Origin of the sequence: Synechococcus sp. RS9902, assembly GCF_014279635.1 — a bacterium.
Taxonomy (GTDB): Bacteria; Cyanobacteriota; Cyanobacteriia; order PCC-6307; family Cyanobiaceae; genus Parasynechococcus.
The window spans coordinates 336,438-362,897 of sequence record NZ_CP047949.1; the positions used below are offsets into that span (position 1 = coordinate 336,438).

The 26,460-nt window shown below is 61.6% G+C and carries 31 protein-coding genes and 1 tRNA gene; 6 read left to right on the forward strand and 26 right to left on the reverse strand.

Features of this window, described 5'->3' with window-relative positions; genetic code table 11:
* The first annotated feature begins 305 nt into the window (after positions 1–305).
* The 3 genes from psaA to SynRS9902_RS01630 all read left to right on the forward strand — a co-directional run bounded on the left by psaA (position 306) and on the right by SynRS9902_RS01630 (position 5,742).
* Entirely contained in the window at positions 306–2,609 is a 2,304-nt protein-coding gene (psaA, locus tag SynRS9902_RS01620) for a photosystem I core protein PsaA (RefSeq protein ID WP_186510478.1), read from the forward strand.
* Between the two features lie 22 nt (positions 2,610–2,631).
* A complete protein-coding gene (gene psaB / locus SynRS9902_RS01625; RefSeq protein WP_114987216.1) occupies positions 2,632–4,845 on the forward strand; it encodes a photosystem I core protein PsaB in 2,214 nt (737 codons plus the stop codon).
* Between the two features lie 177 nt (positions 4,846–5,022).
* Positions 5,023–5,742 carry a DUF3598 family protein gene (locus SynRS9902_RS01630; protein ID WP_255446170.1) on the forward strand — a complete coding sequence of 240 codons (720 nt, stop codon included), beginning with the start codon at positions 5,023–5,025 and terminating at the stop codon, positions 5,740–5,742.
* Between the two features lie 11 nt (positions 5,743–5,753).
* Here the strand turns inward: SynRS9902_RS01630 and SynRS9902_RS01635 are convergent, their stop codons facing one another.
* From SynRS9902_RS01635 to SynRS9902_RS01650, 4 genes are all read right to left on the reverse strand, one after another.
* Positions 5,754–6,734, reverse strand: a complete 981-nt coding sequence (locus tag SynRS9902_RS01635; protein ID WP_255446171.1) for a cupin — start codon at positions 6,732–6,734, stop codon at positions 5,754–5,756.
* Positions 6,735–6,751: 17 nt separating this feature from the next.
* Positions 6,752–9,868, reverse strand: coding sequence for an efflux RND transporter permease subunit (locus SynRS9902_RS01640; protein WP_186509744.1), 3,117 nt, complete (start codon positions 9,866–9,868; stop codon positions 6,752–6,754).
* A gap of 108 nt (positions 9,869–9,976) precedes the next feature.
* Complete coding sequence (locus SynRS9902_RS01645) at positions 9,977–10,468, reverse strand: photosystem I reaction center protein subunit XI (RefSeq protein WP_011363361.1); 492 nt, start codon at positions 10,466–10,468, stop codon at positions 9,977–9,979.
* Between the two features lie 43 nt (positions 10,469–10,511).
* Positions 10,512–10,628: a photosystem I reaction center subunit VIII gene (locus SynRS9902_RS01650; RefSeq protein ID WP_006851672.1), complete on the reverse strand. Its 117-nt coding sequence runs from the start codon at positions 10,626–10,628 to the stop codon at positions 10,512–10,514.
* A 90-nt stretch (positions 10,629–10,718) separates the two neighbouring features.
* On the opposite strand from SynRS9902_RS01650, the gene SynRS9902_RS01655 reads away from it, so the two are divergent.
* A complete protein-coding gene (locus SynRS9902_RS01655; RefSeq protein ID WP_186509745.1) occupies positions 10,719–11,186 on the forward strand; it encodes a HEAT repeat domain-containing protein in 468 nt (155 codons plus the stop codon).
* On the opposite strand, the gene SynRS9902_RS01660 is transcribed toward SynRS9902_RS01655, so the two are convergent.
* Positions 11,144–12,106 carry a glycosyltransferase family 2 protein gene (locus SynRS9902_RS01660; protein ID WP_186509746.1) on the reverse strand — a complete coding sequence of 321 codons (963 nt, stop codon included), beginning with the start codon at positions 12,104–12,106 and terminating at the stop codon, positions 11,144–11,146. The genes SynRS9902_RS01655 and SynRS9902_RS01660 overlap by 43 nt on opposite strands.
* 60 nt (positions 12,107–12,166) lie before the next feature.
* The gene (locus SynRS9902_RS01665; protein ID WP_186509747.1) at positions 12,167–12,895 is read right to left on the reverse strand and encodes a C40 family peptidase; all 729 of its coding nucleotides are present in this window, start codon (positions 12,893–12,895) and stop codon (positions 12,167–12,169) included.
* A gap of 17 nt (positions 12,896–12,912) precedes the next feature.
* Between SynRS9902_RS01665 and SynRS9902_RS01670 the strand changes: the two genes are divergently transcribed.
* Positions 12,913–13,797, forward strand: a complete 885-nt coding sequence (locus SynRS9902_RS01670; RefSeq protein WP_186509748.1) for a serine hydrolase — start codon at positions 12,913–12,915, stop codon at positions 13,795–13,797.
* A gap of 46 nt (positions 13,798–13,843) precedes the next feature.
* On the opposite strand, the gene SynRS9902_RS01675 is transcribed toward SynRS9902_RS01670, so the two are convergent.
* Positions 13,844–13,932: transfer RNA gene (locus SynRS9902_RS01675), tRNA-Ser, on the reverse strand.
* Positions 13,933–13,969: 37 nt separating this feature from the next.
* Positions 13,970–15,100 carry an alanine racemase gene (gene alr, locus SynRS9902_RS01680; protein WP_186509749.1) on the reverse strand — a complete coding sequence of 377 codons (1,131 nt, stop codon included), beginning with the start codon at positions 15,098–15,100 and terminating at the stop codon, positions 13,970–13,972.
* Positions 15,101–15,169: 69 nt separating this feature from the next.
* On the opposite strand from alr, the gene SynRS9902_RS01685 reads away from it, so the two are divergent.
* Positions 15,170–15,670, forward strand: a complete 501-nt coding sequence (locus tag SynRS9902_RS01685) for an HNH endonuclease (protein ID WP_114987236.1) — start codon at positions 15,170–15,172, stop codon at positions 15,668–15,670.
* A 3-nt stretch (positions 15,671–15,673) separates the two neighbouring features.
* On the opposite strand, the gene prfA is transcribed toward SynRS9902_RS01685, so the two are convergent.
* From prfA to rplE, 18 genes are all read right to left on the reverse strand, one after another.
* Positions 15,674–16,771, reverse strand: coding sequence for a peptide chain release factor 1 (prfA, locus tag SynRS9902_RS01690; RefSeq protein WP_186509750.1), 1,098 nt, complete (start codon positions 16,769–16,771; stop codon positions 15,674–15,676).
* A gap of 15 nt (positions 16,772–16,786) precedes the next feature.
* On the reverse strand, positions 16,787–17,038 hold the full coding sequence (rpmE, locus tag SynRS9902_RS01695; protein WP_006851595.1) for a 50S ribosomal protein L31: 252 nt from the start codon (positions 17,036–17,038) through the stop codon (positions 16,787–16,789).
* A gap of 11 nt (positions 17,039–17,049) precedes the next feature.
* Entirely contained in the window at positions 17,050–17,451 is a 402-nt protein-coding gene (gene rpsI / locus SynRS9902_RS01700) for a 30S ribosomal protein S9 (protein WP_006849745.1), read from the reverse strand.
* Positions 17,448–17,900: a 50S ribosomal protein L13 gene (rplM, locus tag SynRS9902_RS01705; protein WP_114987243.1), complete on the reverse strand. Its 453-nt coding sequence runs from the start codon at positions 17,898–17,900 to the stop codon at positions 17,448–17,450. Before rplM ends, rpsI begins: the two co-directional genes overlap by 4 nt.
* Positions 17,901–18,055: 155 nt before the next feature.
* Positions 18,056–18,937, reverse strand: coding sequence for a tRNA pseudouridine(38-40) synthase TruA (gene truA, locus SynRS9902_RS01710; RefSeq protein ID WP_186509751.1), 882 nt, complete (start codon positions 18,935–18,937; stop codon positions 18,056–18,058).
* 25 nt (positions 18,938–18,962) lie between these two features.
* The gene (gene rplQ / locus SynRS9902_RS01715; protein ID WP_006851925.1) at positions 18,963–19,313 is read right to left on the reverse strand and encodes a 50S ribosomal protein L17; all 351 of its coding nucleotides are present in this window, start codon (positions 19,311–19,313) and stop codon (positions 18,963–18,965) included.
* A 49-nt stretch (positions 19,314–19,362) separates the two neighbouring features.
* A complete protein-coding gene (locus SynRS9902_RS01720; RefSeq protein WP_114987249.1) occupies positions 19,363–20,301 on the reverse strand; it encodes a DNA-directed RNA polymerase subunit alpha in 939 nt (312 codons plus the stop codon).
* Positions 20,302–20,348: 47 nt separating this feature from the next.
* Positions 20,349–20,741: a 30S ribosomal protein S11 gene (rpsK, locus tag SynRS9902_RS01725; RefSeq protein WP_006850182.1), complete on the reverse strand. Its 393-nt coding sequence runs from the start codon at positions 20,739–20,741 to the stop codon at positions 20,349–20,351.
* Between the two features lie 34 nt (positions 20,742–20,775).
* The gene (rpsM, locus tag SynRS9902_RS01730) at positions 20,776–21,141 is read right to left on the reverse strand and encodes a 30S ribosomal protein S13 (RefSeq protein WP_006850466.1); all 366 of its coding nucleotides are present in this window, start codon (positions 21,139–21,141) and stop codon (positions 20,776–20,778) included.
* A 71-nt stretch (positions 21,142–21,212) separates the two neighbouring features.
* The gene (gene rpmJ / locus SynRS9902_RS01735) at positions 21,213–21,326 is read right to left on the reverse strand and encodes a 50S ribosomal protein L36 (RefSeq protein ID WP_006850859.1); all 114 of its coding nucleotides are present in this window, start codon (positions 21,324–21,326) and stop codon (positions 21,213–21,215) included.
* 46 nt (positions 21,327–21,372) lie between these two features.
* Positions 21,373–21,924 carry an adenylate kinase gene (locus tag SynRS9902_RS01740; protein ID WP_186509752.1) on the reverse strand — a complete coding sequence of 184 codons (552 nt, stop codon included), beginning with the start codon at positions 21,922–21,924 and terminating at the stop codon, positions 21,373–21,375.
* A gap of 52 nt (positions 21,925–21,976) precedes the next feature.
* Complete coding sequence (secY, locus tag SynRS9902_RS01745) at positions 21,977–23,296, reverse strand: preprotein translocase subunit SecY (RefSeq protein WP_186509753.1); 1,320 nt, start codon at positions 23,294–23,296, stop codon at positions 21,977–21,979.
* Positions 23,297–23,400: 104 nt separating this feature from the next.
* The gene (rplO, locus tag SynRS9902_RS01750) at positions 23,401–23,856 is read right to left on the reverse strand and encodes a 50S ribosomal protein L15 (protein ID WP_186509754.1); all 456 of its coding nucleotides are present in this window, start codon (positions 23,854–23,856) and stop codon (positions 23,401–23,403) included.
* A 6-nt stretch (positions 23,857–23,862) separates the two neighbouring features.
* A complete protein-coding gene (gene rpsE, locus SynRS9902_RS01755; RefSeq protein ID WP_186509755.1) occupies positions 23,863–24,507 on the reverse strand; it encodes a 30S ribosomal protein S5 in 645 nt (214 codons plus the stop codon).
* Positions 24,508–24,521: 14 nt separating this feature from the next.
* Complete coding sequence (gene rplR, locus SynRS9902_RS01760) at positions 24,522–24,890, reverse strand: 50S ribosomal protein L18 (RefSeq protein ID WP_114987264.1); 369 nt, start codon at positions 24,888–24,890, stop codon at positions 24,522–24,524.
* A gap of 33 nt (positions 24,891–24,923) precedes the next feature.
* The gene (rplF, locus tag SynRS9902_RS01765; RefSeq protein WP_186509756.1) at positions 24,924–25,463 is read right to left on the reverse strand and encodes a 50S ribosomal protein L6; all 540 of its coding nucleotides are present in this window, start codon (positions 25,461–25,463) and stop codon (positions 24,924–24,926) included.
* 14 nt (positions 25,464–25,477) lie between these two features.
* Complete coding sequence (gene rpsH, locus SynRS9902_RS01770) at positions 25,478–25,879, reverse strand: 30S ribosomal protein S8 (protein ID WP_006850769.1); 402 nt, start codon at positions 25,877–25,879, stop codon at positions 25,478–25,480.
* 19 nt (positions 25,880–25,898) lie between these two features.
* Positions 25,899–26,438, reverse strand: coding sequence for a 50S ribosomal protein L5 (rplE, locus tag SynRS9902_RS01775; protein WP_006851706.1), 540 nt, complete (start codon positions 26,436–26,438; stop codon positions 25,899–25,901).
* Between the last annotated feature and the right edge of the window lie 22 nt (positions 26,439–26,460).

Genomic DNA, 26,460 nt, shown 5'->3' on the forward strand with positions numbered 1-26,460 from the left:
GCCTGGGATCTTTGTTGTTTCGCTGATTCTCAGCCTTCTGCAGACGCCTGTCGCTGACTGGCTCGCCACGGGATTGAACCTTTGTAACTCAGGGCCCTTTAACCCCCTTCTCCGCCCCTATGCTTCCGCCAGCGGTCCCCTCTTTGGGGCCCCAGCTTCAGTGCAGGCAAGGGGTTTCGACCCCTTTGCAGTACTGACGCCCGAACGCCGATTCCTTGCGAATCCTTGTTCGGGGCCCCGATTGGCTTCGGCCCTTCGGAGGGGTGGCCCACCACCTCGAAACCCGTCCCTCGAGGAACGACTCGATGACCATCAGCCCACCTGAGCGTGGGAGTGACGCGAAAAGCCAGGTCGAGAAGGTTGACAATCCAGCAACCTTCGAGCTGTTCGGTAAGCCCGGACACTTCGACCGAGCTCTCGCGAAAGGTCCCAAAACCACCACCTGGGTTTGGAACCTTCACGCCAACGCTCACGACTTCGACGCTCACACGAGCGACCTTCAAGAGGTCTCTCGGCGGATCTTCTCCGCTCATTTCGGCCACTTGGCCGTCATCTTCATCTGGCTCAGCGGTGCCTTCTTCCATGGCGCCCGCTTCTCCAACTATTCCGGTTGGCTTGCTGACCCCACCCATGTGAAGCCAAGCGCCCAGCAGGTCTGGGCCGTCTTCGGCCAAGAAGTCCTCAACGGCGACATGGGTGCCGGTTTCCAAGGCATCCAAATCACCTCAGGCCTCTTCCAGATGTGGCGGGCCTGGGGCATCACCAGCGAAACCCAGCTCATGGCTCTGGCCATCGGTGCCCTGGTGATGGCCGGCCTCATGCTCAACGCCGGTGTTTTCCACTACCACAAGGCTGCGCCGAAGCTGGAGTGGTTCCAAAACGTTGAGTCGATGCTGAACCACCACCTGGCAGGTCTGCTGGGTCTCGGTTCACTGTCCTGGGCTGGTCACGTCATCCACGTGTCTGCCCCTGTCACCAAGTTGATGGATGCCATCGATGCCGGCCAACCGCTGGTGCTGAATGGCAAGACCATCGCTTCGGCTGCAGACATTCCGCTGCCCCACGAGTTCTTCAATCAGGACCTGCTGGCGCAGCTCTATCCCGGCTTCAGTGCTGGTGTCGGCGCCTTCTTCTCCGGCGACTGGGCTGCCTACAGCGATTTCCTCACCTTCAAGGGTGGTTTGAATCCTGTAACGGGAAGCCTCTGGATGACCGACATCGCCCACCACCATGTGGCGATTGCCGTGATGTTCATCGTTGCCGGTCACATGTACCGGACCAACTGGGGCATCGGTCACTCCATCAAGGAGATCCACGAAGGTCAGAAGGGTGATCCCCTGCTGTTCCCTGCCACCAATGGTCACGACGGTCTTTACGACTTCATGACCAATTCCTGGCATGCCCAGCTGGCGGTCAACCTCGCCATCGGCGGTTCAGTGAGCATCATCGTTGCTCAGCACATGTACGCGATGCCTCCGTATCCGTACCAAGCGATCGATTACCCCACCCAGATCGGGCTCTTCACCCATCACATCTGGATCGGGGGTTTCCTCATCGTTGGTGCCGGCGCTCACGCCGCCATCGCCATGGTTCGCGATTACGACCCCGCCAAGCACATCGACAACGTGCTGGATCGGGTGCTCAAGGCTCGCGACGCCATCATCAGTCACCTCAACTGGGTCTGCATCTGGCTTGGAGCCCACAGCTTCGGCCTGTACATCCACAACGACACCATGCGTGCCCTGGGTCGTCCCCAGGACATGTTCAGCGATTCGGCAATCTCCATTCAGCCGATCTTTGCTCAGTGGATTCAGAACGTGCACGCCGCAGCAGCCGGCAGCACGGCTCCCAACGCCCTCGCGGGTGTGAGTGAAGTGTTCAACGGTTCCGTTGTCGCCGTCGGCGGCAAGGTTGCCGCTGCCCCCATGCCGCTCGGCACCGCCGACTTCATGGTTCACCACATCCACGCCTTCACGATTCACGTGACGGTGCTGATCCTGCTGAAGGGTGTCCTGTATGCCCGTAGCTCCCGCCTCATCCCTGATAAGGCCAACCTGGGCTTCCGCTTCTCCTGCGACGGCCCTGGTCGTGGTGGTACTTGCCAGGTCTCCGCTTGGGACCACGTGTTCCTGGGCCTGTTCTGGATGTACAACTCCCTGTCTGTTGTGATCTTCCACTTCTCTTGGAAGATGCAGAGCGACATCTGGGGAACGGTGAATGCCGACGGTTCCGTCGCGCACATCACCAACGGCAACTTTGCTCAAAGCGCCATCACCATCAATGGCTGGCTGCGTGACTTCCTGTGGGCTCAGGCCGTTCAGGTGATCAACAGCTATGGCTCGAACACGGCCGCCTACGGAATCATGTTCCTCGGCGCCCACTTCGTGTTCGCCTTCAGCCTGATGTTCCTCTTCAGTGGCCGCGGCTACTGGCAGGAACTGATCGAGTCCATCGTCTGGGCTCACAACAAGCTGAAGGTGGCTCCCGCCATCCAGCCCCGTGCTCTTTCCATCATCCAAGGCCGTGCCGTGGGTGTTGCCCATTACCTCTTGGGCGGAATTGCGACCACGTGGGCCTTCTTCCACGCCCACATTCTTGTGGTCGGCTGACCTCACCTGACCTCTCCCTCTAATGGCAACGAAATTCCCTTCGTTCAGCCAGGGTCTGGCCCAGGACCCGACAACCCGCCGTATTTGGTACGGGATCGCCACGGCTCACGACTTCGAGAGCCATGACGGAATGACGGAGGAGCGCCTCTACCAGAAGCTCTTCTCCACCCATTTCGGTCACCTCGCGATCATCGGCCTGTGGGTTTCGGGAAACCTGTTCCACATCGCCTGGCAGGGCAACTTCGAGCAGTGGGTCGCCGACCCCCTGCACGTGCGCCCCATCGCTCACGCAATCTGGGATCCCCACTTCGGTCAAGGCGCCATTGACGCCTTCACCCAAGCGGGTGCTTCCTCCCCGGTGAACATCGCCTACTCAGGCCTTTATCACTGGTTCTACACAATCGGCATGAAGACGAATGCCGAGCTGTACCAGGGTTCCATCTTCATGATGATCCTGTCGGCTTGGGCCCTCTTCGCCGGCTGGTTGCACCTGCAGCCCAAGTTCCGTCCTTCCCTGGCCTGGTTCAAAAACGCTGAATCGCGTCTGAACCACCACCTCGCTGTCCTCTTCGGCTTCAGCTCCATCGCCTGGACCGGTCACCTGGTTCACGTTGCGATCCCCGAAGCCCGCGGTCAGCACGTTGGTTGGGACAACTTCCTCAACGTTCTGCCTCACCCCGCCGGTCTTGGACCCTTCTTCACAGGTAACTGGGGTGTGTACGCCGAAAACCCCGATTCTCTGAATCAGGTCTTCGGTAGTTCCGAAGGTGCCGGCACCGCCATCCTCACCTTCCTCGGTGGCTTCCACCCTCAGACAGAAGCTCTCTGGCTGACGGACATCGCCCACCACCACCTGGCCATCGGTTGCCTTTTCGTGATCGCCGGCCACATGTACCGGACCAACTTCGGTATCGGTCACTCCATCAAGGAGATCCTCGAAACCCACAACCCCCCGAAGGGCACCCCTGGTGACCTAGGCGCTGGCCACAAGGGTCTCTACGACACCATCAACAACAGCCTGCACTTCCAGCTTGGTCTGGCTCTCGCCTCCCTCGGCGTGGTCACCAGCCTCGTGGCGCAGCACATGTACTCGATGCCGTCGTATGCCTTCATCGCGAAGGACTACACGACTCAGGCAGCCCTGTACACCCACCACCAGTACATCGCCATCGCGCTGATGTGTGGTGCCTTCGCCCACGGTGCGATCTTCTTCATCCGTGACTACGACCCCGAAGCCAACAAGGACAACGTCCTGGCTCGGATGCTCGAGCACAAGGAAGCGATCATCAGCCACCTGAGCTGGGTGTCCCTGTTCCTTGGTTTCCACACCCTCGGCCTCTACGTCCACAACGATGTGGTCGTTGCCTTCGGTACCCCCGAGAAGCAGATCCTGGTTGAGCCCGTGTTCGCCCAGTTCGTTCAGGCCGCCTCTGGTAAGGCCATGTACGGAATGGACGTGCTGCTCTCCAACGCCTCCAGCTCCGCCAGCCTTGCTGCCCAGAACATTCCTGGTGAGCACTACTGGCTGGACGCGATCAATGGCAACACCGATGTGTTCCTGCCCATCGGCCCTGGTGACTTCCTGGTTCACCACGCCATTGCTCTGGGTCTGCACACCACCACCCTGATCCTTGTGAAGGGTGCCCTGGATGCCCGCGGCTCAAAGCTGATGCCCGACAAGAAGGACTTCGGCTACTCCTTCCCCTGCGACGGCCCCGGCCGTGGCGGCACCTGCGACATCTCTGCCTGGGACGCCTTCTATCTGGCTGTCTTCTGGGCTCTGAACACCGTGGGTTGGCTGACCTTCTACTGGCACTGGAAGCACCTGGCCATCTGGTCCGGCAACGTGGCCCAGTTCAACGAATCCAGCACCTACCTGATGGGCTGGTTCCGCGACTACCTGTGGCTCAACTCCTCCCAGTTGATCAACGGCTACAACCCTTTCGGCAGCAACAACCTCGCCGTCTGGGCTTGGATGTTCCTCTTCGGACACCTGGTTTGGGCCACCGGCTTCATGTTCCTGATCTCCTGGCGGGGTTACTGGCAGGAACTGATCGAGACCATCGTCTGGGCTCACCAGCGCAGCCCCATCGCCAACATGATGGGTTACCGCGACAAGCCTGTGGCACTGTCCATCGTTCAGGCCCGTGTCGTCGGCTTGGCTCACTTCACGGTTGGCTATGTCCTGACGTACGCCGCCTTCCTGATTGCCTCGACTTCAGGGAAATTCGGTTGATTCCTTCCTGAATTAACCCGCGACGAGTCGTTCCTCGTTTCAAACGTCCCCATCCGGTTCGCCGGGTGGGGATTTTTGTTGTCTGTGCTTCGCAGTGGTTCTGTTGGACCGCGTTGTTGTTCTCGTCTTGGTCGGGGCTCTGCCTAACCTCAGGCCTCGATCGGGATTGGGCTGAACGTGGGCGAATGGGAGCACCTGCAGCGCAACGTTGGTGAGTGGCGCGGCTGGTTCGACAGCCTGGACCGGACGCTTCAACGCACCAAGCGTCAGCCCTCCCTGCTCACGCTTAAACCGGCTCCCTCCGGTGTGCCACTGAATCTGACTCTGCTGCTCTGGCCTGAGGGAGCGGGATCGAGTTCTCCCCATCAACCGCCTACCGGCGAGCCTGAAAAGCGGATTGTTCAATGCTTCACGCGGCTGGATCCCGACATGGGGGTCTTCGGCACCGGTAGTTTTTCAAGGGGGACGCTGCACCGCTCCACCTGGACCAAGCTCTATGCCGAGTTCGGGTTCTTGCATGAGCAACGCCGTCATCGCTTGGTGCTGCTTTGGGATGGTGCGGGGCAATTGGATCGGATTGTGCTGATCCGTGAGTTCCTCGCCGGAAGTTCAGCCCTGGAACGTCCACCCCTGGAGCCAGATCAGCTGATTGGCGACTGGCGTTGCGACCACCCTTCTCCAGGGGACAACATCTGTTTTGCCGCAGGCGATCTTGATCGCTGGATCTTTTTGCCGGATGGAGGAGCCTTTGTGGCGCCTGCCCAGATTGATCCCCATCAGCCCTTCAACATCGAAGCGCTTTGGCTGTCGAGTGCGACACGTCTCGAGCGTATTTCACGTCGTTATTCCGAACACGGTGCCCTCAGCTCGGTGAACCATCAATTGCTCACCCGTTGAGGTTGGGTTGGCTATGGGGTGTGGCTTAAGTCAGCCCGGCCGCTGTTGCTGAAGGCAATGTCGAGAGTGCGCAGATAGGTGTGCAGGCCGGCATCCTGAATGGGCAGCACGTAGGCGTCGGCGCCGGATTCGTTGTGGTGAGAGTGCCAGTAGCCGGGAGGGGTCACGAAGGCTGCGCCGGCTGCCCAGTCTTCCCGGTGCCCATTGCGGATCATTCCGTTCTCATCCAGCTCGGTGCCGATCATCGTGTAGCAACCCGGTTGGCAGGCCACCGCAAAATCAAGGGCGATCGACTGGTGTCGGTGGGGCCGCTGCACCTGGCCTGCGGGGAGGATTCCCAACATGGCCCAGAGGGTATGAGTGACGGTGCGTGTCTGCGGGAAGGCGTTGTTTCCCAACAGCACACTCACGCGATTGGCGTTGGCTCCGCGGGGATTGCTGGCGATGGCATCCAACTGCGCGCGAGCATCCTGGTGGCTGTAGAAGCAGGGTTCGAACACCGGTTTCACTGTGCTCACGCCCAGATAACGAAGCAGGGGAGCATCGTGCACCCAATACAGGCCTGCGTGGGTATCGCTGCTGTGAATGGCTTCACCGCCAGCCGGAAGCACGAACGTGTCTCCCTCGCTCCAGTGAAAAACCTGACCACAGGCTTCAGTTTGTCCATGGCCCCGGGCCACGAAGAACAGCTGACTGGTCGCATCCGCATGGGTGCGCAGGGATCCCTGATTCAGCCGGATGAAGTTGCCGCAGAGCGATGGACCGGTGGCCGGGCCTTCGCAGTGCAAGTCGGCACTTAAATCAAGAGGTTGCAGGGCCGTTCCGGCTTGATCAAAAAAACTGGCCGAAAAGCTGCGGTAGGGGATCGTGCTGATCAGCCCCTGTTGCAGGGGATTGGCTGCTGAGGCGTAATCGAAGAACTGCGCCTGGGAACTGGTTGCCGTTGTCGCCCGTGGGGTGATGGTCATTGTTCCCTCCAGCAGCAGAACCATTGGATCGAGAGCGCACCCTACGCGGTGGGCCTTCGATCGCGTTTCAGCATCAGGTAAACGGCAGGGACGGCAAAGAGGGACAGCAACGAGGCCACCAGCAGTCCGCTGAACACCACGGTGCCAATGCTGACCCTGCTGGCGGCTCCCGTGCCCTGGGCAAACAGAAGGGGCACGAAACCCGCCAGGGATGTGACCGCTGTTAGCAGGATTGGGCGCATCCGGTTCACGGCTGCATCCACAACGGCCTCGCGCAGGGCCAGGCCTGCCGCCATCCGCTGGTTGGCGAATTCCACGATCAGAATTCCGTTCTTGGCCGCCAGGCTTACCAGCACCAGGAGTCCCATCTGGCCGTAAACATCCAGTGGAAGGCCCCGCAATTTCAAGCCGATCAGAGCTCCGAGCAGGGCCATCGGCACCGTGAGCAGGATGATCAACGGGTCGATGAAGCTCTCGTAGAGAGCGGCCAGCAGCAGATAGACCACCGTCACGCCGAGGGCAAACAGCACCCAGGTCACCTGCCCAGCCCGTTGTTCCTCTAACGCCAGGCCAGTGAAGGCCAGGCCGATGTTGCTGCCTCCAATGCGATCACCGGCCTGAGTGAGGGCATTGATGGCTTCACCGCTGCTGACCGTTGGCGCGGGGATGGCGGTGATCCGAATGGCCCGGTTGAGTTCGTAGTGGCGGATGTTGTTGACGCCCTCCTCGAGGGTCAAGCTGGCCACGCTTGCCACCGACACCAGCTCACCGCCGCGATTGCGCACCATCAGCCCCGTGAGATCTTCCGGCCGACGTCGCTCGCGGCCATCCAGCTGAAGAACAATGGAGCGGATTCGACCGTCGTCGTAGGTGTCATCGATGTAGCGGCCGCCGAAAGCGGTGCCGATCTCCCGTAGCGTTGTGCCGTAGTCGAGGTCGAGAGCAGCCAGTTGGTCGCGGTCGAGCTCCAGCCTCCAGCGGGGGAAGCTGGCATCAAAGCGGGTGCTCACCCGTTCAAATCGGTCTGTCGCCTTGGCCGTCTGGATGAAATTCTGGGCGACTTGGCCGAATTGCTCCAGGCTGAGTTGCCCTCCGCTGCGGTCCAGCAGTTCCAGAGAAAGTCCTGATTCACTGCTGAATCCCCGCACGGTTGGCGGTGTGATCAGCACGACCCTGGCATCACCAACACGTTGCTGAATCTTTTGATTGAGACGGCGTTTGATGGCGTTGCTGCTCTGCGCTTTGCCAGGTCGGTCCTTGAGTGGCTGAAGGCGCAGGTAAAACGATCCACGGTCTTCTCCGCTCTGTCCGAAGGAGCTCCCGGCATAAAAGTTGCCGGTGCGCACCAAGGGCTCTTCGCTGACGACGCGTCGGATGTCGTCCATCACGGCCACGCTGCGCTCAAGGCTGGCGCCGTCGGGGAGGGTGAAGTAGCCGCGGATCTGGCCTTGGTCGTCATCAGGGATGAACGCCGTTGGCATCACCGCCAATCCTGAGGCCGTGATGACAAGGCCGCTCAGCAGTACGAGGGCGATGCGTCGCTTGTGCTGCAGCCAGTGCTCGAGTTGTTTCGCGTATTGGGATTGCAGGGTTTGCATGCCCTGCCGAAGCCAGCGGCTGATCCTGCTAATGGCCCCAGGAAGACGGCCGCCCCCTGGGCCTAACACCTGGGCGCAGGCCATCGGGGTGAAGCTGAGCGCATTCAGGGTGGAGAACAGAATTGCTCCGCTGATGGCCAGGGCGATCGGTTGATAGAGGCGTCCGATCGATCCAGGAATGAGCAGCACGGGCAGGAACACGGCTGCCAGCACCAATGAGGTGGCCACAACGGCGGTCGCTAGCTCGGCCATGGCGTCTTCGGCCGCCTGTTCGGGGGGTGTGCCCCGTTCGATGCGTCCGGCGATGTCCTCGCTCACGACGATGGCGTCATCCACAACGATTCCGGTGGCCAGCACCAGGCCAAACAGGATCAGGCTGTTGAGATTGGAACCGCTCAGTTTCACCAGGCTGAGGCTTCCCACCAGCGCCACCGGCACGGCAAGGCCAGGGATCAGGGCGAGACGCCAACGGCCCAGAAACAGCACCAGCACCACCAGCACCAGCAGCACGGCATCGCGCAAGGTGATGAAGGTGCGATGGAGGTTGGCCTGAACCGTGTCGGCCACATCCACGATCATTGAGCGCTCGATCCCCGGGGGAAAGCTCGCTTCCAACTGTTTCAGCTTGCGCTTGATCGCCTTGCTCACCTCCAGGGCATTGGCCCCATCGCGCTGGTAGATCCCCATGGCCACCGAACGCTCGCCAGCCAGATTCATGGCCTCGCGTCCGTAGTTGCGCTGTCCGAGTGCAACCCGTCCCACATCCTTCAGGCGCAGTAGCCCGCCGTTGTCGAGCCGGCGCAAGACGAGATTCTCGAAATCCGATTGGCTGCGAAGACGCCCTTCCGCTTCCACCGGAAGGCTCAGCACTTGCCCCGCTGGGACTGGGGCAGCCCCGATGCTGCCAACGGCAGCTAAAACGTTCTGTTCAGCCAGGGCTCGGCTGACATCGCCAAGGGTGAGGTTGGTCTGTTCGAGGCGTTGCGGATCCAACCACAGGCGAAAGGAGATTTCACTGCTGCCGAAGATCCGCACATCACCGATGCCTGGTGTGCTGAGCAGCGCGTCCCGCAGGGTCTGGTCCAGCCAGCCGGTGAGGAAGGTGGGGACGTATTGATCCGGTGGATGGCTGAACCCCAGGATCATCAATAGGTCTTCCGAGGAGCGCCGGACCTGGAGCCCCTGGCGCGTTACGGCCTGGGGCAGCCTGCGGCTGGCCAGGTTCACCTCGTTCTGAACCTTGATCGCATTCAGCTCGGGATCACCCGCGTTGAAGCGCAAGGAGATGCTGGCGCCGCCCTGCCTGCTGGTTGAGCTGATGCTTTCGACCCCTTCAAGGCCATTCAGCTGTTGTTCCAACACCCGGGTCACGCTCTGCTCCACCACCTCCGGTGAAGCCGCCGGGAAGCTGGCGCTCACACTCACGCGGGTGGGAGCGAGGGGCGGAAGATCCTCCAGCCCCAGGCCGAACAACGACGTGCAGCCTGCCAAAAGGATCAGCAGGCTGCAGACGACCGTCAGAACAGGCCGCTGAAGAAACGGCTGGGAGATCGACCGCACCGGGACGTCTCAAATGTGAATGAATCCTGCCAGGAAAAATCCCCCGGCTGCCTGGAATCAGGCAACCAGGGGATGAATGATTTGGGTTGGCTGTTTCAGTGGATCGCTTCAGCCGACGCTCCACACACCAGCAGCGATCTTGAACAGTTCCTGCACGTGAACGGTGTTGCAGAGGAACCAGGCGAAGACGGCACCGCCGCAACCACCGAGCCAGAACCCACTGGTGAAGTCAGCCCAACCGGTGCGGGTGAACAGGTCAGCGGGGGGGTTCTCAACCGTCACATCTGCAGGGGGGATGTTGGGTTGTTTGCCGGGCTGGTTGTAGAGCAGAAACAGCAGGCTGAGGATGTGCACGGCGCCAATGGCAGCCAGCAGACCAGCGGTTTGCTGGTACTCCGTGGCACGCAGGGGACCACAGATGGTGAAGGGGCCGTAGAGCAGATAGCCGAAGGCTGCACCGGTTTCTAGGCCACGGAAGTTCGGGGAAATCCCGGGGCGGTACAGGGGCAGGTTGTTGATCAGGCCCTTGATGAAATAGCCGCTGTTGACGGGTGTCGCAAGGTTGCCGACGCAGGGATCAGCAGCAGGAGTGACGGTCATGAGGTACGAGTGCTGAGGGGTTGAAACGGTCCGCAGGTCGCGGTCACTCGGCAGCGGTGATCACTCGACCAACAAGGACGATGAACACTGCGGGGAACACGATTCCGGTGATGGGCACGAAAATCGCAGGCAGCCAGGCAGCAGCGAAATCTCCAGTCATGTCGAGGCCAAAAGCTTCGCAGCTACTGTAAGTAGGTCCGTTCTGACGGCCTGCTTTAGGCCCCGACGGCGACATAAAAGTTCAATCCGCATGCAGAACGTTCTCCTCCCCGGTGCCGTCGTGCTGCTCACGGTGGTGCTCTGGTTGCGCAGGAAGCCGGTGAAGCCGATGCTTTCCAGCACGGATGCCAGCCGTGTCGCACAGATCAATCGTGCCCAGTTGGAACTGGTGATTGAGCCTGCAGTTGATGGGGAATCTGCTGAGCTTGCGCTGGAGTCCTGGACGGCGCCGAGCAGTCCCTTGGAGCGACTTGCCCTGGAGCGTCGTCTCAAGGCTGATCTGGAGGCTGGACCCGAGGAGCGTTTGCGCGCTGTTCGTTTGGCCGGCCGATGGGGACACCGTTCGGTGCTGCCCCTGCTGCGCCAGGCGCTGCGGGACAGCGATGCGCGTGTGGTGGAAGCAGCTGCTACTGCGATCGCACCGTTCCGCGGCGCGCCGGCCGCTGCCCCGATCCGTCAGCCGGCTCGGCCGCCGCGCAATGTTTCGCGGATGCGATAAATCGGGCGATCCTGGCTTTCGTGGTACGTGCGGATCAGCAGTTCGCCCAGCAGTCCGAAGCAGAACAATTGAATGCCAGCTAAGCCAAGCACCACCGCCAGGGTGAGCAGTGGGCGATTGGCAATGTCGCCTCCCATCACCTTGATCACCAGGAGATAGGTGCTGGTGATCAGGCTGGCGGCGATGGCCAGCAGCCCTCCGAAGCCGAACACGTACATCGGCCGGGTCAGAAAACGCTTCATGAACCAGACGGTGAGCAGATCCATCAGCACACGGAAGGTGCGATCGATCCCGTACTTGCTGCTGCCGAACTGACGCGCCCGGTGGTTCACCTTCACTTCGGTGATCCGTGCACCCTCGATGAAGGCCAGGGCGGGAAGAAAGCGATGCAGCTCTCCATAGAGCCGCATGTCTGAGAGCACCTCGCGGCGGTAGGCCTTGAGGGAGCAGCCGTAGTCATGCAGCCGCACCCCAGTCACCCGGCCGATCAAGCGGTTGGCGATCCGGGAGGGAAGTTTGCGCTGGAGAGCGGCGTCCTGGCGCTGATGGCGCCAGCCACTCACGAGGTCATACCCCTCTCGCAGTTTGGCCAGCAGCATGGGGATATCGGCCGGATCGTTCTGCAGATCTCCATCGAGGCTGACGATCACCTCTCCGCCAGCCACATCAAACCCAGCCGCCATGGCGGCGGTTTGGCCGTAGTTCTTCCGCAGCAGCACAGCCACCACCTCGGGCACTTCGGCGCTGAGCTTGGCCAGCACGTTCGCGGTGCGGTCGCTGGATCCGTCGTCGACCAGGACCAGCTCAAACGCTTCGTCGGTTGGACGCAGTGCTGTAAGGAGCTGCTCAACAAGGTGGGGCAGGCTTTCCTCTTCGTTGTACAGCGGCACCACCACCGAGAGATTCAGGGGTGCACTCATGCCGGTCGCGCTGTGAGGCGCTCAACTTAAGCCGGGGCCTGGTCGATCCGGCTTGCAGCGTCAGGAGAGATGCGATCCGTCATGGCAACGCACCACACGGCCTGCGCCGCGGAATTCAGCCCTGTAATGGCAAGCCACCGGGTGTTGATCTCTGCTGTGCAAGCTGTCGATGCCGATCCCATTGCGCCCATGGTCCTGGCCTGAGCTGTGGCGGTAGCGGCCTTCGCCGAGATGGAGCCCCACATGGGTGCAACGCCGCCGTGTGCCAAAAAACAGCAGATCTCCAGGGCGCAGCAGGCTGTGATCGTCGGGGAGAGCGGCAACAGGTTGGCAGAACCGCTCCTGCTGGTAGGCATCCCGCGGAATCCAAATGCCCTGGCTGGCGAAGGCCATTTGCATCAGACCGGAACAATCCATGTCCGGCTCGGTGGTGCCTCCCCAGAGGTAGACATTGGGACGCTGCTGGGCGGTTTCGCTCCAGGCGAGCACGCCGGGCAGACGTCGTTCAATCTCCGTTGCGCTCAGCGGCGACGGTCTCCAGGCTGCGCATCGCTTAGCTCGCCCCAGAACCGCATCGAGTTCGAGCCAGCAGCGGTAGCCATCCTCCAGCAGCTGAACAGCGATCCTCTTGCTCTGCCTCTCCAGAATGCGAAAGCGTCGTCCACGACAGGCCTGGGTGGTCAGACTCGCGCCGTCAGATCGCGAATAACCATTCACGTCAGCGCACAGCTGCCAACATGAGCCTGTCTGAATCAGGTCCGGGGCCAGCAGGGTGCCTAACGTCGCCATGGCCCAATCGAATCGCTATGGCGTTCTACCGTCCCGATCCCGCAATGGCGGCTCGGCTTGAGGCGGCCCTCGATGGGCTCGATGCCGACGGTCGCCCGGGGCTGCGCAACAGCCTCGCGATCACCTGGGTGCAGTACGACGACGCTGCACCGGAGGCGGGTCAGGGCCGTGGTGCTTCCTGGAACCAAGACCGGATTCTCTATCCGGCCAGCGTGGTGAAGCTGTTTTATGCCGTCGCCGTTGAGCAGTGGCTGCAACGGGACCTGATCCCTGAGAGCGACGAATTGCGGCGCGCGATGCGCGACATGATCGCCGACTCCAGCAACGATGCCACGGGGCTGGTTGTAGATCTGCTCACAGGCACCACCAGCGGCCCTGCCCTCCATGGCGAACGTTGGGAGCTTTGGATGCAGCAGCGTCGCTTGATCAATGGCTGGTTGCAGAGCCTGGCCTGGCCGGAACTTGAGGCGGTGAATTGCTGCCAGAAGACCTGGGGTGATGGTCCCTATGGCCGGGAAAAAATGTTCTATGGGGCCGACAACGGCAACCGCAATGGCTTGTCCACGGTTGCGACAGCCCGGATGCTGGAGGCGGTGATGACCGGTGCGGTGGTGTCGCCACCGGCCTGTCGTCGGCTGCAGGGTCTGTTGCGGCGCTCGCTCGATCAAAAGCAGCGTTGCGCTGATCCTGAAAACCAGGTGGATGGATTTCTGGGCGAAGGCCTGCCTGAGGACGCGCTCCTCTGGAGCAAGGCCGGCTGGATGAGTCAGGCCCGTCATGACGCCGCCTGGTTCCAGACGTCCGAACAGCAGCCCCCCAGCTTGCTGGTGGTGTTCACCACGGGGCCCGATCGCGCCAGGGACGCATCTCTTTTGCCGGAGCTGGCACGGCAACTCAACTAGTTCACCAGCTCCGAGGAACCGGCGGATTAAGTCAATGAATTTGGAACGGAGAGGGAGGGATTCGAACCCTCGACAGAAGTTGCCTCCTGTAACTCCTTAGCAGGGAGCCGCTTTCAACCACTCAGCCACCTCTCCAGCGGCGCACCCAGAGTACCAAGTGCTCGGCAGATGGTCAGACTTCAACACGGGGCAGGCGTCGTTTGAAACCACAGAGGATCTCCCAGGGAATCGAGCCGCAGTGGTTGCTCCAGTTTTGAGGGCTTAACTCCAGGTCACCGTCCTGGCCCAGCAGAGTGACGATGTCGCCTGGCTCCAGCTCAGCTGCATCGGTGGCATCCAGCAGGAGCTGGTCCATGGTGATGGCTCCCACCTGAGGCAGCTGGCGATTGCGATGCAGGGCGTGAATGTGTCCGCTGAGGGACCGCAGAACACCATCGGCATAGCCAATCCCCACCACGGCAAGCCGAGTGGGGCGCTGGGTGATGAAGCGATGGCCGTAGCTGACTCCTGTGCCAGCGGGCACCTCGCGGATCAGGCTGACCCGGGCGCGAACCGCCAGGGCGGGTTGCAGGGGAATGACGTTGCCCAGATGCCTGGCGGGCGCATGGCCGTACAGGGCCAGGCCAACGCGAACGAGGTCATGATGCAGCTCCCGGTTGAGCAGGGTTCCCGCCGAGTTGGCCAGATGACGGGTGATGCCGGCGCCGCCTCGCGGCAGGGCCGAGAGCATGCTCACGAAGCGCTCCTGCTGGAGGCTGGTTAAGGCATCGTCCGGCTCATCGGCACAGGCCAGATGGCTGTAGATGCCCTTCAGATTGAGGTGTTCCAGGCTCTGCAGCGCCACCGCGGTCTGATGCCCCTCGCTGAGGGAGCAGCCCAACCGTGCCATGCCGGTGTCGATCTTCAATTGCACGTCGAAACACCGACCGCTGTCGGCCGCCAGAGCGTTGCAGAGCTGGGCATCCCTGAGGCTGCTCAGGGTGGGCATCAACCGCCAGTGCAGGCAGGTGCGCAGGTCCTCCGGTTCATTGAGGTTGCTTAGCAACAGCACCGGTGCATCCAGGCCGGCCCGCCGCAGCTCAAGACCTTCCTGCAGCGTGGCCACGCCAAGGCTGGTGGCTCCCCCCTGAAGGGCAGCCCGTGCCACCGTCTCGGCGCCGTGCCCGTAGCCATCGGCCTTCACCACCGCCATCAGTTGGGTACGAGCGCCGAGGTGTTGGCAGAGCGCCCTGGCGTTGGCCCGAATCGCTGCAGGTGAAACCTCTACCCAGGCGCGCTGACGTGGATTCAGCTCCGGAATCACAGGCGGTGCTCGGCGCTACCGAGACAGCTTCACATCGCCGATAGCATGACCATTATTGAGTGAGCTGGCATGGGCCAGGTTCTCGTTCTCAATGCGTCCTACGAGCCGCTCAATATCACCACCTGGAGACGGGCTGTGGTGATGATGCTGAAGGGCAAGGCCGAGAGTCTGGAACACGACCCCTGTCGGCAACTGCGTCAGGGCACCCACCTGCCAACGGTGATCCGCCTGCGCCAGTATGTTCGCGTTCCCTTTCGTCAGCTGCCCCTGACGCGTCGCAACCTCTTCCAGCGGGACAACCACACCTGCCAGTACTGCGGCAGTCGTGACAATCAGTTGTCGATCGACCATGTGATGCCCCGCAGTCGGGGAGGTAGCGACACCTGGGAGAACGTGACCACGGCTTGCCTCAGCTGCAATGTGCGCAAAGGCAATCGAACTCCGAAGGAAGCCGCCATGCCTCTGCGCCATGTGCCGCGGCGACCGGCCAGCAGCCTCAGTTTTGAGGCCCGGCGCCAGATCCATTCCGGTCATCACCAGGAATGGGCGAAGTACGTGATTGGTGCTTGACCGTCAGGCCTCGGCCTGATCGCTCAGCGCTTCGAGTTTCTGACGTTGCTCTTCGGCGATGCAGGCACCAATCAGGTCTTCTAGCTGGCCCTCCAACACAGGTTCCAGGGTGAAGTTTCGGCCCAGTCGGTGATCTGTGGTTCGGTTGTCTTTGTAGTTGTAGGTGCGGATTTTTTCAGAGCGGTCACCACTGCCCACTTGGGCGCGTCGGTCGCTGGTTTCGCGTTCTGCGGCAGCCGCCTGCTCCCGCTCCAACAATTTGGCGCGCAAGATCTCCAGGGCCCGTTCCCGGTTCTGCAGCTGGGAGCGTTCCTGGGTGCAGAACACGCGGATGCCCGTGGGTTTGTGGAGAAGGTCCACAGCTGTTTCCACCTTGTTGACGTTCTGCCCCCCAGCACCGCCTGAACGCGCGGTGCTGATATCGAGATCCTTCGGGTCGAGCTGAACTTCCACGGCATCGGCTTCGGGCATCACGGCCACCGTGGCTGTTGAGGTGTGGACCCGACCCTGGGATTCCGTGGCCGGTACCCGTTGCACCCGATGCACTCCCGCTTCAAATTTCAGTTGGCTGTAGACGCTGTCGCCACGCACCGACAGGATCAGTTCGCGAAACCCGCCCAGGTCGGCCTCGGTGCAGCTGATGGATTGCACGGCCCAGCCCACTTTTTGGCTGTACCGCTCATACATCCGTGCCAGATCACCGGCCCAGAGACAGGCCTCGTCGCCGCCTGCGCCGGCACGAATTTCCAGCATCACACTGCGCTCATCGCGGGGATCCCGCGGCAGCAGAGCCAGGGTGAGCCGCTCCGTCAGCGTTGCGTGCTGTTCCTGGAGGCTGGCCAACTCATCCTGCGCCAGTTCCTCCATTGCAGCGTCACCGCGACTGTCTTTCAGCAGCTGACGTGCGGAATCACGCTCGGATTCGAGCTTCTGGAGTTCCTCGAAGTCGAGCACGAGTGGCTCAAGTCTTGATCGCTCCCGTGCGATCGATTCAAGCCGCTTCGGATCAGCGGCCACATCAGGATCAGCCAGCTGCCGCTCGAGGTTGCGGAAGCTGGCTGTGGCTGTTTCCAGCCGTGTGAACAAGGTCGAGGCGTCCATGCCCCGTTCTCACCCTCAGGCCTTGGACTCGGCCTTGGCAGAGTCGGCACCTTTTTTCTTGGTGCCCATGCCGTACTTCTTCATGAAGCGGTCCACACGACCCTCGGTGTCGAGGATCTTCTGGGTGCCGGTGAAGAAGGGGTGGTTGCCGCTCCAGACGTCGACGTGGATCTCCGGCTGGGTGGCGCCTGTGGTCATGACCACTTCGCCGTTGCAGATCACCTTGGCGTCGGGATACCAGGTGGGATGAATGTCGGGCTTTGGCATCGGTAAAAAAATCAGCGCTTGGAGAACTGAGGAGCCTTACGGGCTTTCTTGAGGCCGTACTTGCGGCGTTCCTTGGCACGGGGGTCGCGGCTGAGGTGACCTTCCGTCTTCAGCGGCTTGCGGTTGTCGGCAGACAGTTCGCACAGGGCGCGGGCTGCACCTTGCTTGATGGCGCCGGACTGACCGGTGAGTCCACCACCATGAACGTTGACGAGGATGTCGTACTCGCTGCTGAGGCCGAGGGTCTCCAAGGGAGCCTTCACCGCTGCGATGTACGAGGGGTTGTAGTTCAGATAATTGTCACCGGGACGACCGTTGATGGTGATCGTTCCATTGCCGGGGACGAGACGAACACGGGCGACAGAGGTCTTGCGACGACCGGTGCCCCAGTAGACGACGGAGTTGTTGCTCATTGGGCGGATGCGGAGGGGTTGAGCTGAAGAGGCTGGGGCTTCTGAGCGGCGTGGGGATGCTCGGTGCCTTTGTAGACCTTGAGCTTGCGGAACATCTGGCGGCCCAGGGCGTTGTGGGGAAGCATGCCTTTGATGGCCTTCTCCACGATCCGCTCGGGGATCCGCTCCTGCAGAGCCTCGAAGGTTTCCACCTTCATGCCGCCGGGACGACCGGAGTGACGGCGGTACAGCTTCTGCTGGGGCTTACGGCCGGAGACTTTGATCTTCTCGGCGTTCACGACGACGACAAAATCACCGGTGTCCAGATGGGGGGTGAAGCTGGGGTTGTTCTTGCCACGCAGCACGGCGGCCACTTCAGTGGCCAGACGGCCGAGGGTTTGATTCTCAGCGTCCACCACGTACCACTGGCGGTCGATCGAATCAATCGGGGGGAGAGAGGTCTTGTTCATCGCGCCGGCATGCCGGTTCGGTTATGTCCCGCCTGAAGAAGCGGAACTGGGCAAAGGGGTCGGTCCAGAACTGGACCTGACGGGGCTAAAGATCGAGCTTACTCTTCGGCCCTCCAGCTCCAGTGAGTTGGGCAGCTTTCGAAGTAGAGGCCCGTTTATCCCGGCGTTGAGGGTGGATCCGGAGGCGGATCGCTCTCGGCCAGAAAAAACCACGGCTGACAATCGTACCAGCCGGCTTTGGTGAAGATGGGCTCGGCATAGCCAGCCCGAAGCAGGCAGAGGCCCGTGGCCGGCGCCGCCTCTTTCACCTCATGGCGTCGTCGTTCCCTCCAGCGCTGTTCAAAGGCGGCAACACTGAGACGGTGCTCGCCAACGGCCACCAACTGGGCCATCAGCAGGCGAACCATGCCGTACAGAAAACCACTGGCCTGAATCTCAACCCGCAGAAGATCGCCTTGGCGCTCCACGAGCACCTCCTGCACGGTGGTTCGGGCATGGGCGCGACGGCTGCCTGCCTTCATGAAGGCGCTGAAGTCGTGCAGACCAAGCATGCTGCTCAAAGCGTCCCGCATGTGGGACTCATCCAGCCTGTGTTGGTAACGGTGCCAGCTCCAGGGGCTTAAAAACAAATTGGGGCGGCGCCCGTTATGAATCGTGTACCGGTACCGCCTGTAGGTGGCGGAGTAACAGGCATGCCAATCCAGGGGACGGGCGACGGATTCGCGCACACGAATGGTGCTCGGCAGGCGTCCGTTCAAGGCCGGGGCCCATTTGCGAGCTGGGATCGACCCACTGTAGTCGAAGTGCACCACCTGACCGGCGGCATGAACGCCGGCATCGGTGCGACCGGCTGCAAAGGTCTGCACCGGTCGGTGCGGATCAAGCTGGGCGATGGCGTCCTCCAGCACGGCCTGAACACTGCGACCGTTGCGTTGGCGCTGCCATCCACAAAACGAAGAACCCTCGTACTGAAGGCTGAGCGCGATCCGCTGAAGGGACGCTGGCTCAGGACCTGCAGACGAGGGTTGGGTGTTCAAACGTCAGAACTGACGTGAGGTCTGATCAGACCAGTTCAATGATGGCCATCTCGGCGTTGTCGCCACGACGGGGAACGGTGCGGGTGATGCGGGTGTAGCCACCCTTGCGATCGCTGTAGCGGTTGGGAGCCTTGTCGAACAGGGCATGCACCAGCTGCTTGTCGTAGATGTAACCCATGGCCCGGCGGCGGGAGGCGAGGCTGCCGTCCTTGGCCAGGGTGATCATGCGCTCGGCTTCGTCGCGAAGCGCTTTGGCCCGTGCCTTGGTGGTGGTGACCCGACCTTCGCGAATCAGCTGGGTGGTCAGGGCGCGCAGCATTGCCTTGCGCTGGTCAGCTGGACGTCCCAGCTGAGGAACTCGGCATTGATGACGCATGGTTCTGTCGGTGACGAAGACGAAAAAGGACGTTCAGGCCGTTCTGCAGTTATGCAGAAGTGCGGCTCTGGGGGATGGAGATGCCGATGCGCTCGAGGGCTTCGATCACTTCATCAGCGGATTTGGAACCGAAGTTCTTGATCTCCAGAAGATCCTCGTAGCTGAAGCCCATCAGGTCAGACACGGAGTTGACCTGGGCCCGCTTGAGGCAGTTGTAGGCGCGAACTGAAAGGTTCAGTTCCTCAAGAGGAATCTGTGCTTCCGCCGAGGGCTCGGGTTCAGCAGGAACTTCTTCCACGAGAGTGACCGTGGCCAGCGGCTGGAACAGCTCAATCAATTGATTGGCTGATTGAGCCAGGGCGTCGTCGGGGGTAATGGAGCCGTCGGTGACGATCTCCATCCGCAGGCGCTCGCGGGCCGAACCGCCTTCGGCAACGGCGGTTTCGTCGATGGTGAAGTTGACCCGGGTCACGGGCATGAACACGGCATCGATCTGGAGCAGATCGATAGCACTGGTTTCTTCGTTGTGACGATCCACCGGGCGATAGCCAACGCCGCGCTCAACGTGCACTTCCAGCTCGAGGCTGTGGCCGTCGGCCACGGTGGCGATCGGACGATCGGCGTCCACCACCTGCACCTGAGAGGAGAACTGAAGATCTCCGGCCTTCACTTCAGCGGGTCCAGCCACCACGAGACGACCGATCTCGAGTTCGGCCGAACGGCTGTTGACGGTGAGCTCCTTGCAGTTCAGCAGGATGTCGAGAACGTCTTCACGGACCCCAGGAACCGTGGCGTATTCGTGATTGACACCGGCAATCCGGATGGCGGTGACAGCACTGCCTTCCAGCCCACCCATCAGCACGCGACGCAGCGCGTTGCCCAGGGTCGTGGCCTGGCCACGCTCGAGGGGACCGATCAGGAAAACGCCGGACTGGGCGCGATCCTCGGCCACTTGATGCTCAATGCGATCAATCTGGTACTGCAACACGGTCTGAATCGGGGTAAGGGGAGAAACCGGACGGAAATCAGCTCGGTTCAGACGCGGCGGCGCTTGGGCCGGCGGCAACCGTTATGGGGCAGGGGGGTGACGTCGCGAATCAGGGTGATTTCGAGGCCAGCAACCTGGAGAGCACGGATGGCGGTCTCACGGCCTGAGCCAGGACCCCTCACCAGCACTTCGATCTGACGCATGCCTTGGTCAAGGGCGCGACGTGCTGCTGCTTCTGCAGCGGTTTGAGCCGCGAAGGGGGTGCCTTTGCGAGCACCTTTGAAGCCACTGGCACCTGCAGAAGACCAGGAAATCACCTCACCGGCGGTGTCGGTGATGGACACGATGGTGTTGTTGAAGGTGCTCTGGATGTGAGCAACGCCGTTAGGGACGTTGCGCTTGGCCTTCTTGGGGCCGGATTTTTTGACGGTTTTAGCCATGGCCGTATGCAGTCAGGGATAAGGATGTGGGGACTTACTTCTTCTTGCCGGCCACAGTTTTCCGCGCGCCGCGGCGGGTGCGGGCGTTGGTGCGGGTGCGTTGGCCACGAACGGGAAGGCTCATGCGGTGGCGACGGCCACGGACGCAGCCGATGTCCTGCAGGCGCTTGAGGGCCATGCCCTCCTGACGGCGCAGATCGCCTTCGAGGGTGTATTCCTCCATGGCGTTGCGGAGCTTCTGAAGATCTCCGTCCTCCAGATCTTTCACCCGGATGTCGGGGTTCACGCCGGTTTTGGCCAGGATGGCCTGTGAGCGGGTGAGACCAACTCCGTAGATGTAAGTGAGGGACACTTCGATCCGCTTGTCGCGGGGAATGTCAACGCCGGCGATCCGTGCCACGTTCGTTTAGTTGAAAAGGACAGATGCCTCCGAAGTCCTGGAGGCGAGGAATGTTTCAGAACAGCGGGGGATCAGCCCTGGCGCTGTTTGTGCTTAGGGTTGGCGCAAATGACCATGACCTTGCCGTGGCGACGGATCACCCGGCACTTGTCACACATTTTTTTCACTGAGCTGCGCACCTTCATGAGGCGTGGCTCTCCAAATTTCCAAACGGCAACGTTACCATGCCGGTCAACCGAGAACGGCCTCGATCCGCTTGGTGATCTCCTCGACTGTGCCCTGGGCGGGGACGGAAACGAGGAGACCCTTGTCGCTATAGAAGCGAATCAGGGGTGCGGTTTTCTCGCGGTAAACCTCCAGGCGATTGCGGATCACCGTTTCGTTGTCGTCGGCGCGACCGCGGGCCAACAGGCGTTCAATCAAAACGGCGTCATCCAGCTCCAGCAGAACCACGGCCTGGATGGGTTGCTGCAATTCGGCCAGCAGGGGTTCGAGTGCTTCAGCCTGGGGCACCGTGCGCGGGAACCCATCCAGCAGCCAGCCATCGGTGGTGAGAGCCTTCATCTGGCTTTCTACAATCGCCAGCACAAGGGCGTCGCTCACCAGTTCGCCGCGGTTCATCACCGCTTCAGCTTCTTTGCCCAGATCGCTGCCGGCTGCTACTTCAGAGCGCAGCAGATCGCCTGTGGACAGATGCTTCATGCTGTTGGCATCGCACAGCCGAGCGGCCTGGGTGCCTTTGCCGGCTCCGGGAGGGCCAAGAAAGAGCAAGCGATTTTTCATGGTTGCGTAAGCGTGAGGTGACGTGAACGGAAGGTGCGCTGCCCAGCAGCGCTCACTGGCGAACGAGGCCTTCGTAGCGTTGTGAGATCACATAGGTCTGCACCTGCTTGGCCGTGTCGATGGCCACACCGACAAGGATCAGTAGTGATGTGGCGCCAAGCCCCTGGAAGGTCTGCACATTCGTGGCGCGTTCGACGGCCGCGGGAATGATGGCGACGGCGCCGAGGAACAGACCACCCAGCAAGGTGAGGCGGTTCTGGACTCCTGAGAGATAAGTGGCCGTGGCGCTGCCGGGGCGAACGCCTGGAATCGCCACACCACCCCGTTTCAGGTTGGTTGCGATGTCAGAGGGATTCACCGTGAGCGAGGCATAGAAATAAGAGAAGCCCAGGATCAACGCAAAAAATGTGAGTGCGTATGGCCAGGGGTTCGCTGCCCCAGGATTCAGGGCACTGGCAGCACGGATCAACCACTCACTCTTGGTGAGGTTGGCGATGGTGACCGGCAGGAAAATCAGGGCTGAAGCGAAAATGATCGGCATCACACCGCCGGCATTCAGCTTGAGCGGCAGATAACTCTGACGCGTGGGGAGCACACCTGCTCCACCCACCTGGCGCTTGGCGCTGACGATGGGGATACGGCGAGCTCCCTCCTGCACGAAGATGATTCCAACGATCGTGGCCAGGAACACCAGCACCAGAACAATGATGCCCAGCACGGTGTCCCGGTCACCAGTTTGAGCGGCTTCGATCGTGGCGCCGAGGGTGCGCGGCAGGGTGGCGACGATGTTCAAAAAAATCACCAGGGAAGCCCCCTGGCCGATGCCCCGCTCCGTGATTACTTCACTCAGCCACATCACCACCATCGAGCCGGTCACCAGGGCCAGGGCCGTCTGAACCACAAAGGTCACTTCGCTGAGACCCTCCACGGCGTATTGGCGCAGGATCATGGCGAAGACGACGCTCTGGACGAGACCCCAACCGAGCGCCACATAACGGGTGATCTGGGCGATCTTGCGTCGGCCAGCCTCGCCTTCATTCTTCTGGAGGTCTTCCAGCTGCGGCAGCGCTGCGGTCAGCAACTGGAGGATGATCGAGGCGTTGATGAAGGGCAGGATCCCCAGGGCAAAGATGCCCAGGGTGGAGATCCCGCCGCCGGTGAAGATGTCGAGAAAACCGATCAGCTGTCCGCCTTGATCGATGAATTGCTTGAACGCTTCCCGATCGATTCCGGGCATTGGGATGTAGATCCCAAGACGCACCAACAACAGCAGGCCGAGTGTGGTGAGCACGCGACTGCGGAGCCCAGGGTTGGTGATCAGCTGGCCGATCACTTCGGAGGCGTTGGGGTTGCGACCCCGACTGACGAGCATGTCCGGAAGAAAGTGAAGTTGGGCGAAAAGCCAAGAAGCCGCCCGTGGATCGAAATCCAGCGGACGGCTCAGACCCTAGGGCTGACTTGGGGACGAGCCCTTGATTAGTCGAGGATTTCGCAGGTTCCGCCTGCGGCTTCGATCTTGGTGCGGGCCGAGGCGGTGAACGCCGCGGCTTGCACTGTCAGCTTTTTGGCTTTCAGTTCACCGTTGCCGAGCATCTTCAGAGGATGCTTGGGGCTGGTCACGCTGCCGTCCTTGACCAGGGAATCCAAGTTGACGGTGCTGCCGTCCTTCAGGTCGTTCAACGCAGAAACGTTGAGCACGGTGAAGAACTTGGGATTCACCAGGGGGAAGTGCTTCAGCTTCGGCACCCGGCGGTACAGAGGCATTTGGCCACCCTCGAAGCCGGGGCGCGTGGGGCGACCCGAACGGGATTTCTGGCCGCGCATACCGAAGCCGCAGCTGGCACCCTGACCAGCGGCGATGCCGCGGCCCTTGCGCAATTTGCGGCGACGAGCGCCCTTGTTGGATTTGAGGGAATTGAGTCGGAGAGTCATCGCGAATCAGGAATAGATCTGTTCGAGGGAGATTCCCCGTTCCTTCGCCGTCTCCTTGTGGGTGCGGAGAAGCGACAGGGCCACCATGGCAGCCCGTGCATTGTTCAGGGGGGTCTTGCTGCCCAGGCGCTTGGCCAGGACATTCTTGATGCCGGCGAGTTCGAGCACTGTGCGGATGGAACCGCCAGCGATCACACCGGTACCAGGGGCTGCAGGGCGGATGAGCACGCTGGCAGCACCATCACGACCATTGGAGAGGGTCGGAATGGAGTTGTGGCGGGTCAACGGCACTTTGACCAGGTGCTTCTTGCCATCGGCAACACCCTTGCGGACGGCACCGATCACATCACCGGCCTTGCCGACGCCAACGCCGACCTGGCCTTTCTCGTTGCCGACAACCACGATGGCCCGGAAGCTCATCTTCTTACCGCCTTTCACGGTCTTGGAGACTCGGCGGATCTGAACCACGCGCTCTTGCCATTCGGAATCGCGCTCCTGGCCGCGACGGCCACCACGCCGGTCGCCACGACGACCATCACGGTCGCCACGGCCGCGGCGCTGTTCCTGTTGCTGCTGCCCTTCGGCTGCCGCTGGAACGTCGGCCGCACCCGGCACGGCTTTGGGATTGGATTGGGGGGAGGAATCTGTCATGGGTTGAGCAGGAATCAGAACTGAAGGCCCGCTTCCCGGGCGGCATCGGCGAGGGCTTTAATCCGGCCGTGGTACAGATTTCCGCCGCGGTCGAACACCACCTGCTGAATGCCTTTGGCGATGGCGCGCTTGGCGACCAGTTCGCCGACGGCGACAGAGGCGTCGCAGCTGCCAGCCGGAGCCTTGAGGCCGGCGCGCAGCTCCTTGTCAACGGTGGAGGCGGAGCAGAGTGTGCTCTGGGCCGCGTCGTCGATGACCTGGGCGTAGATGTGGTTGTTGGAGCGGAACACGGCCAGCCGCGGACGGTCTGAGGTTCCGGTGATGTGACGACGCAGACGCCGGTGGCGTTTTTGCGTCTGCTGTTTGCGGGACAGTTGGGACATGGTGGGTGAAGGGAAGGAACGTCAGGACAAGGCTTATTTCTTGCCGGACTTGCCTGCCTTGCGCAGGATGCGCTCGCCCTCGTACTTGATGCCCTTGCCCTTGTAGGGCTCGGGCGGACGGATGGCGCGGACCTTGGCGGCTTCGTTGCCCACCAGCTCCTTATCAATGCCGGAGACGATCACCTTGGTGTTGTTCTCCACCTTGAAGGTGATGCCTTCAGGGGCTTCCATCTCGACGGGGTGGCTGTAGCCAGCACTCACCACGAGAGTTTTGCCTTTGACCTGGGCACGGGAGCCCACACCAACGATCTCCAGGGCTTTGCTGTAGCCGTTGCTGACACCCTCGATCATGTTGGCGACGAGGGTGCGGCTCAGGCCGTGGCGCTCACGGGAGATGCGCTTGGTGCTCGTGGGAGAGACCACGATGGTGTTGTTGTCCTGGCTGACGCTGACGCCTTCAGGAAGGGTGCGCTCCAGTTCGCCTTTGGGTCCTTTCACCTTGACGGTGAGACCGTCGAGAGAAACGGTGACCTTTTCAGGGACGGGAACAGGGGTTTTGCCGATTCGTGACATGGTTCAGCTCCGGATCAGTAGACGTAACAGAGCACTTCGCCACCGACGCCCTCACGACGGGCGTCGCGGTCGCTCATCACACCTTTGGAGGTGGAGATGATCGCCACGCCCAGTCCGCCGAGGACTTTGGGCAGGCCGCGAGTGTTCTTGTAGATGCGGAGACCGGGCTTGCTGACCCGCTGCATGGAGCGGATGGTGGGCAGCCTGTGCTTGCCGCTGTACTTGAGGGCGAGCACCAGTTCGGTGCGAACGCCTTCACCCTGCTCGCTGATCTCGGAGATGAAGCCCTCCTGCTGCAGCACCTTGGCGATGCTGCGGGTCATCCGCGAAGCGGGGATCTTGGTGGTTTCGTGACGTTTCTCACTCGCATTGCGAATGCGGGTGAGCATGTCGGAAATGGGGTCGTGGTTGGCCATAGGTGTCGACGGGGAGGGCTCAGTTGCTCTGGAACGGCATTCCCATCTCGCGGAGGAGGGCCCGGCCCTCTTCGTCCGAACGGGCAGTGGTCACGATGGTGATGTCCATGCCCCGGATCGCATCGATCTTGTCGAAGGAGATCTCAGGGAAAATGATCTGTTCGCGCACCCCAAGGGTGTAGTTGCCGCGGCCATCGAAACTCTTGGGGCTGACCCCGCGGAAGTCGCGGATGCGGGGCAGCGCCAGGTTGATCAGGCGCTCGAGGAAGGCATACATCCGATCACCACGGAGGGTGACGGCACAGCCGATCGGCATGCCCTGCCGAATCTTGAAGCCGGCGATGGCTTTTTTGGCACGGGTCACAACGACCTTCTGGCCGGTGATCTGTGCCAGCTCATTCACCGAAGCCTCGAGGGACTTGGCATTGGCGGCGGCTTCGCCGAGACCCCGGTTGACGGTGACTTTCACCACCTTGGGGACTTCATGGATGTTGGTGAGGGAGAGATCCTTCTGCAGCTTGGGCTGGATGGTCTCCCGGTAGCGCTTCTTGAGTGACATAACGGGTTGGGGTGCTTCTGGG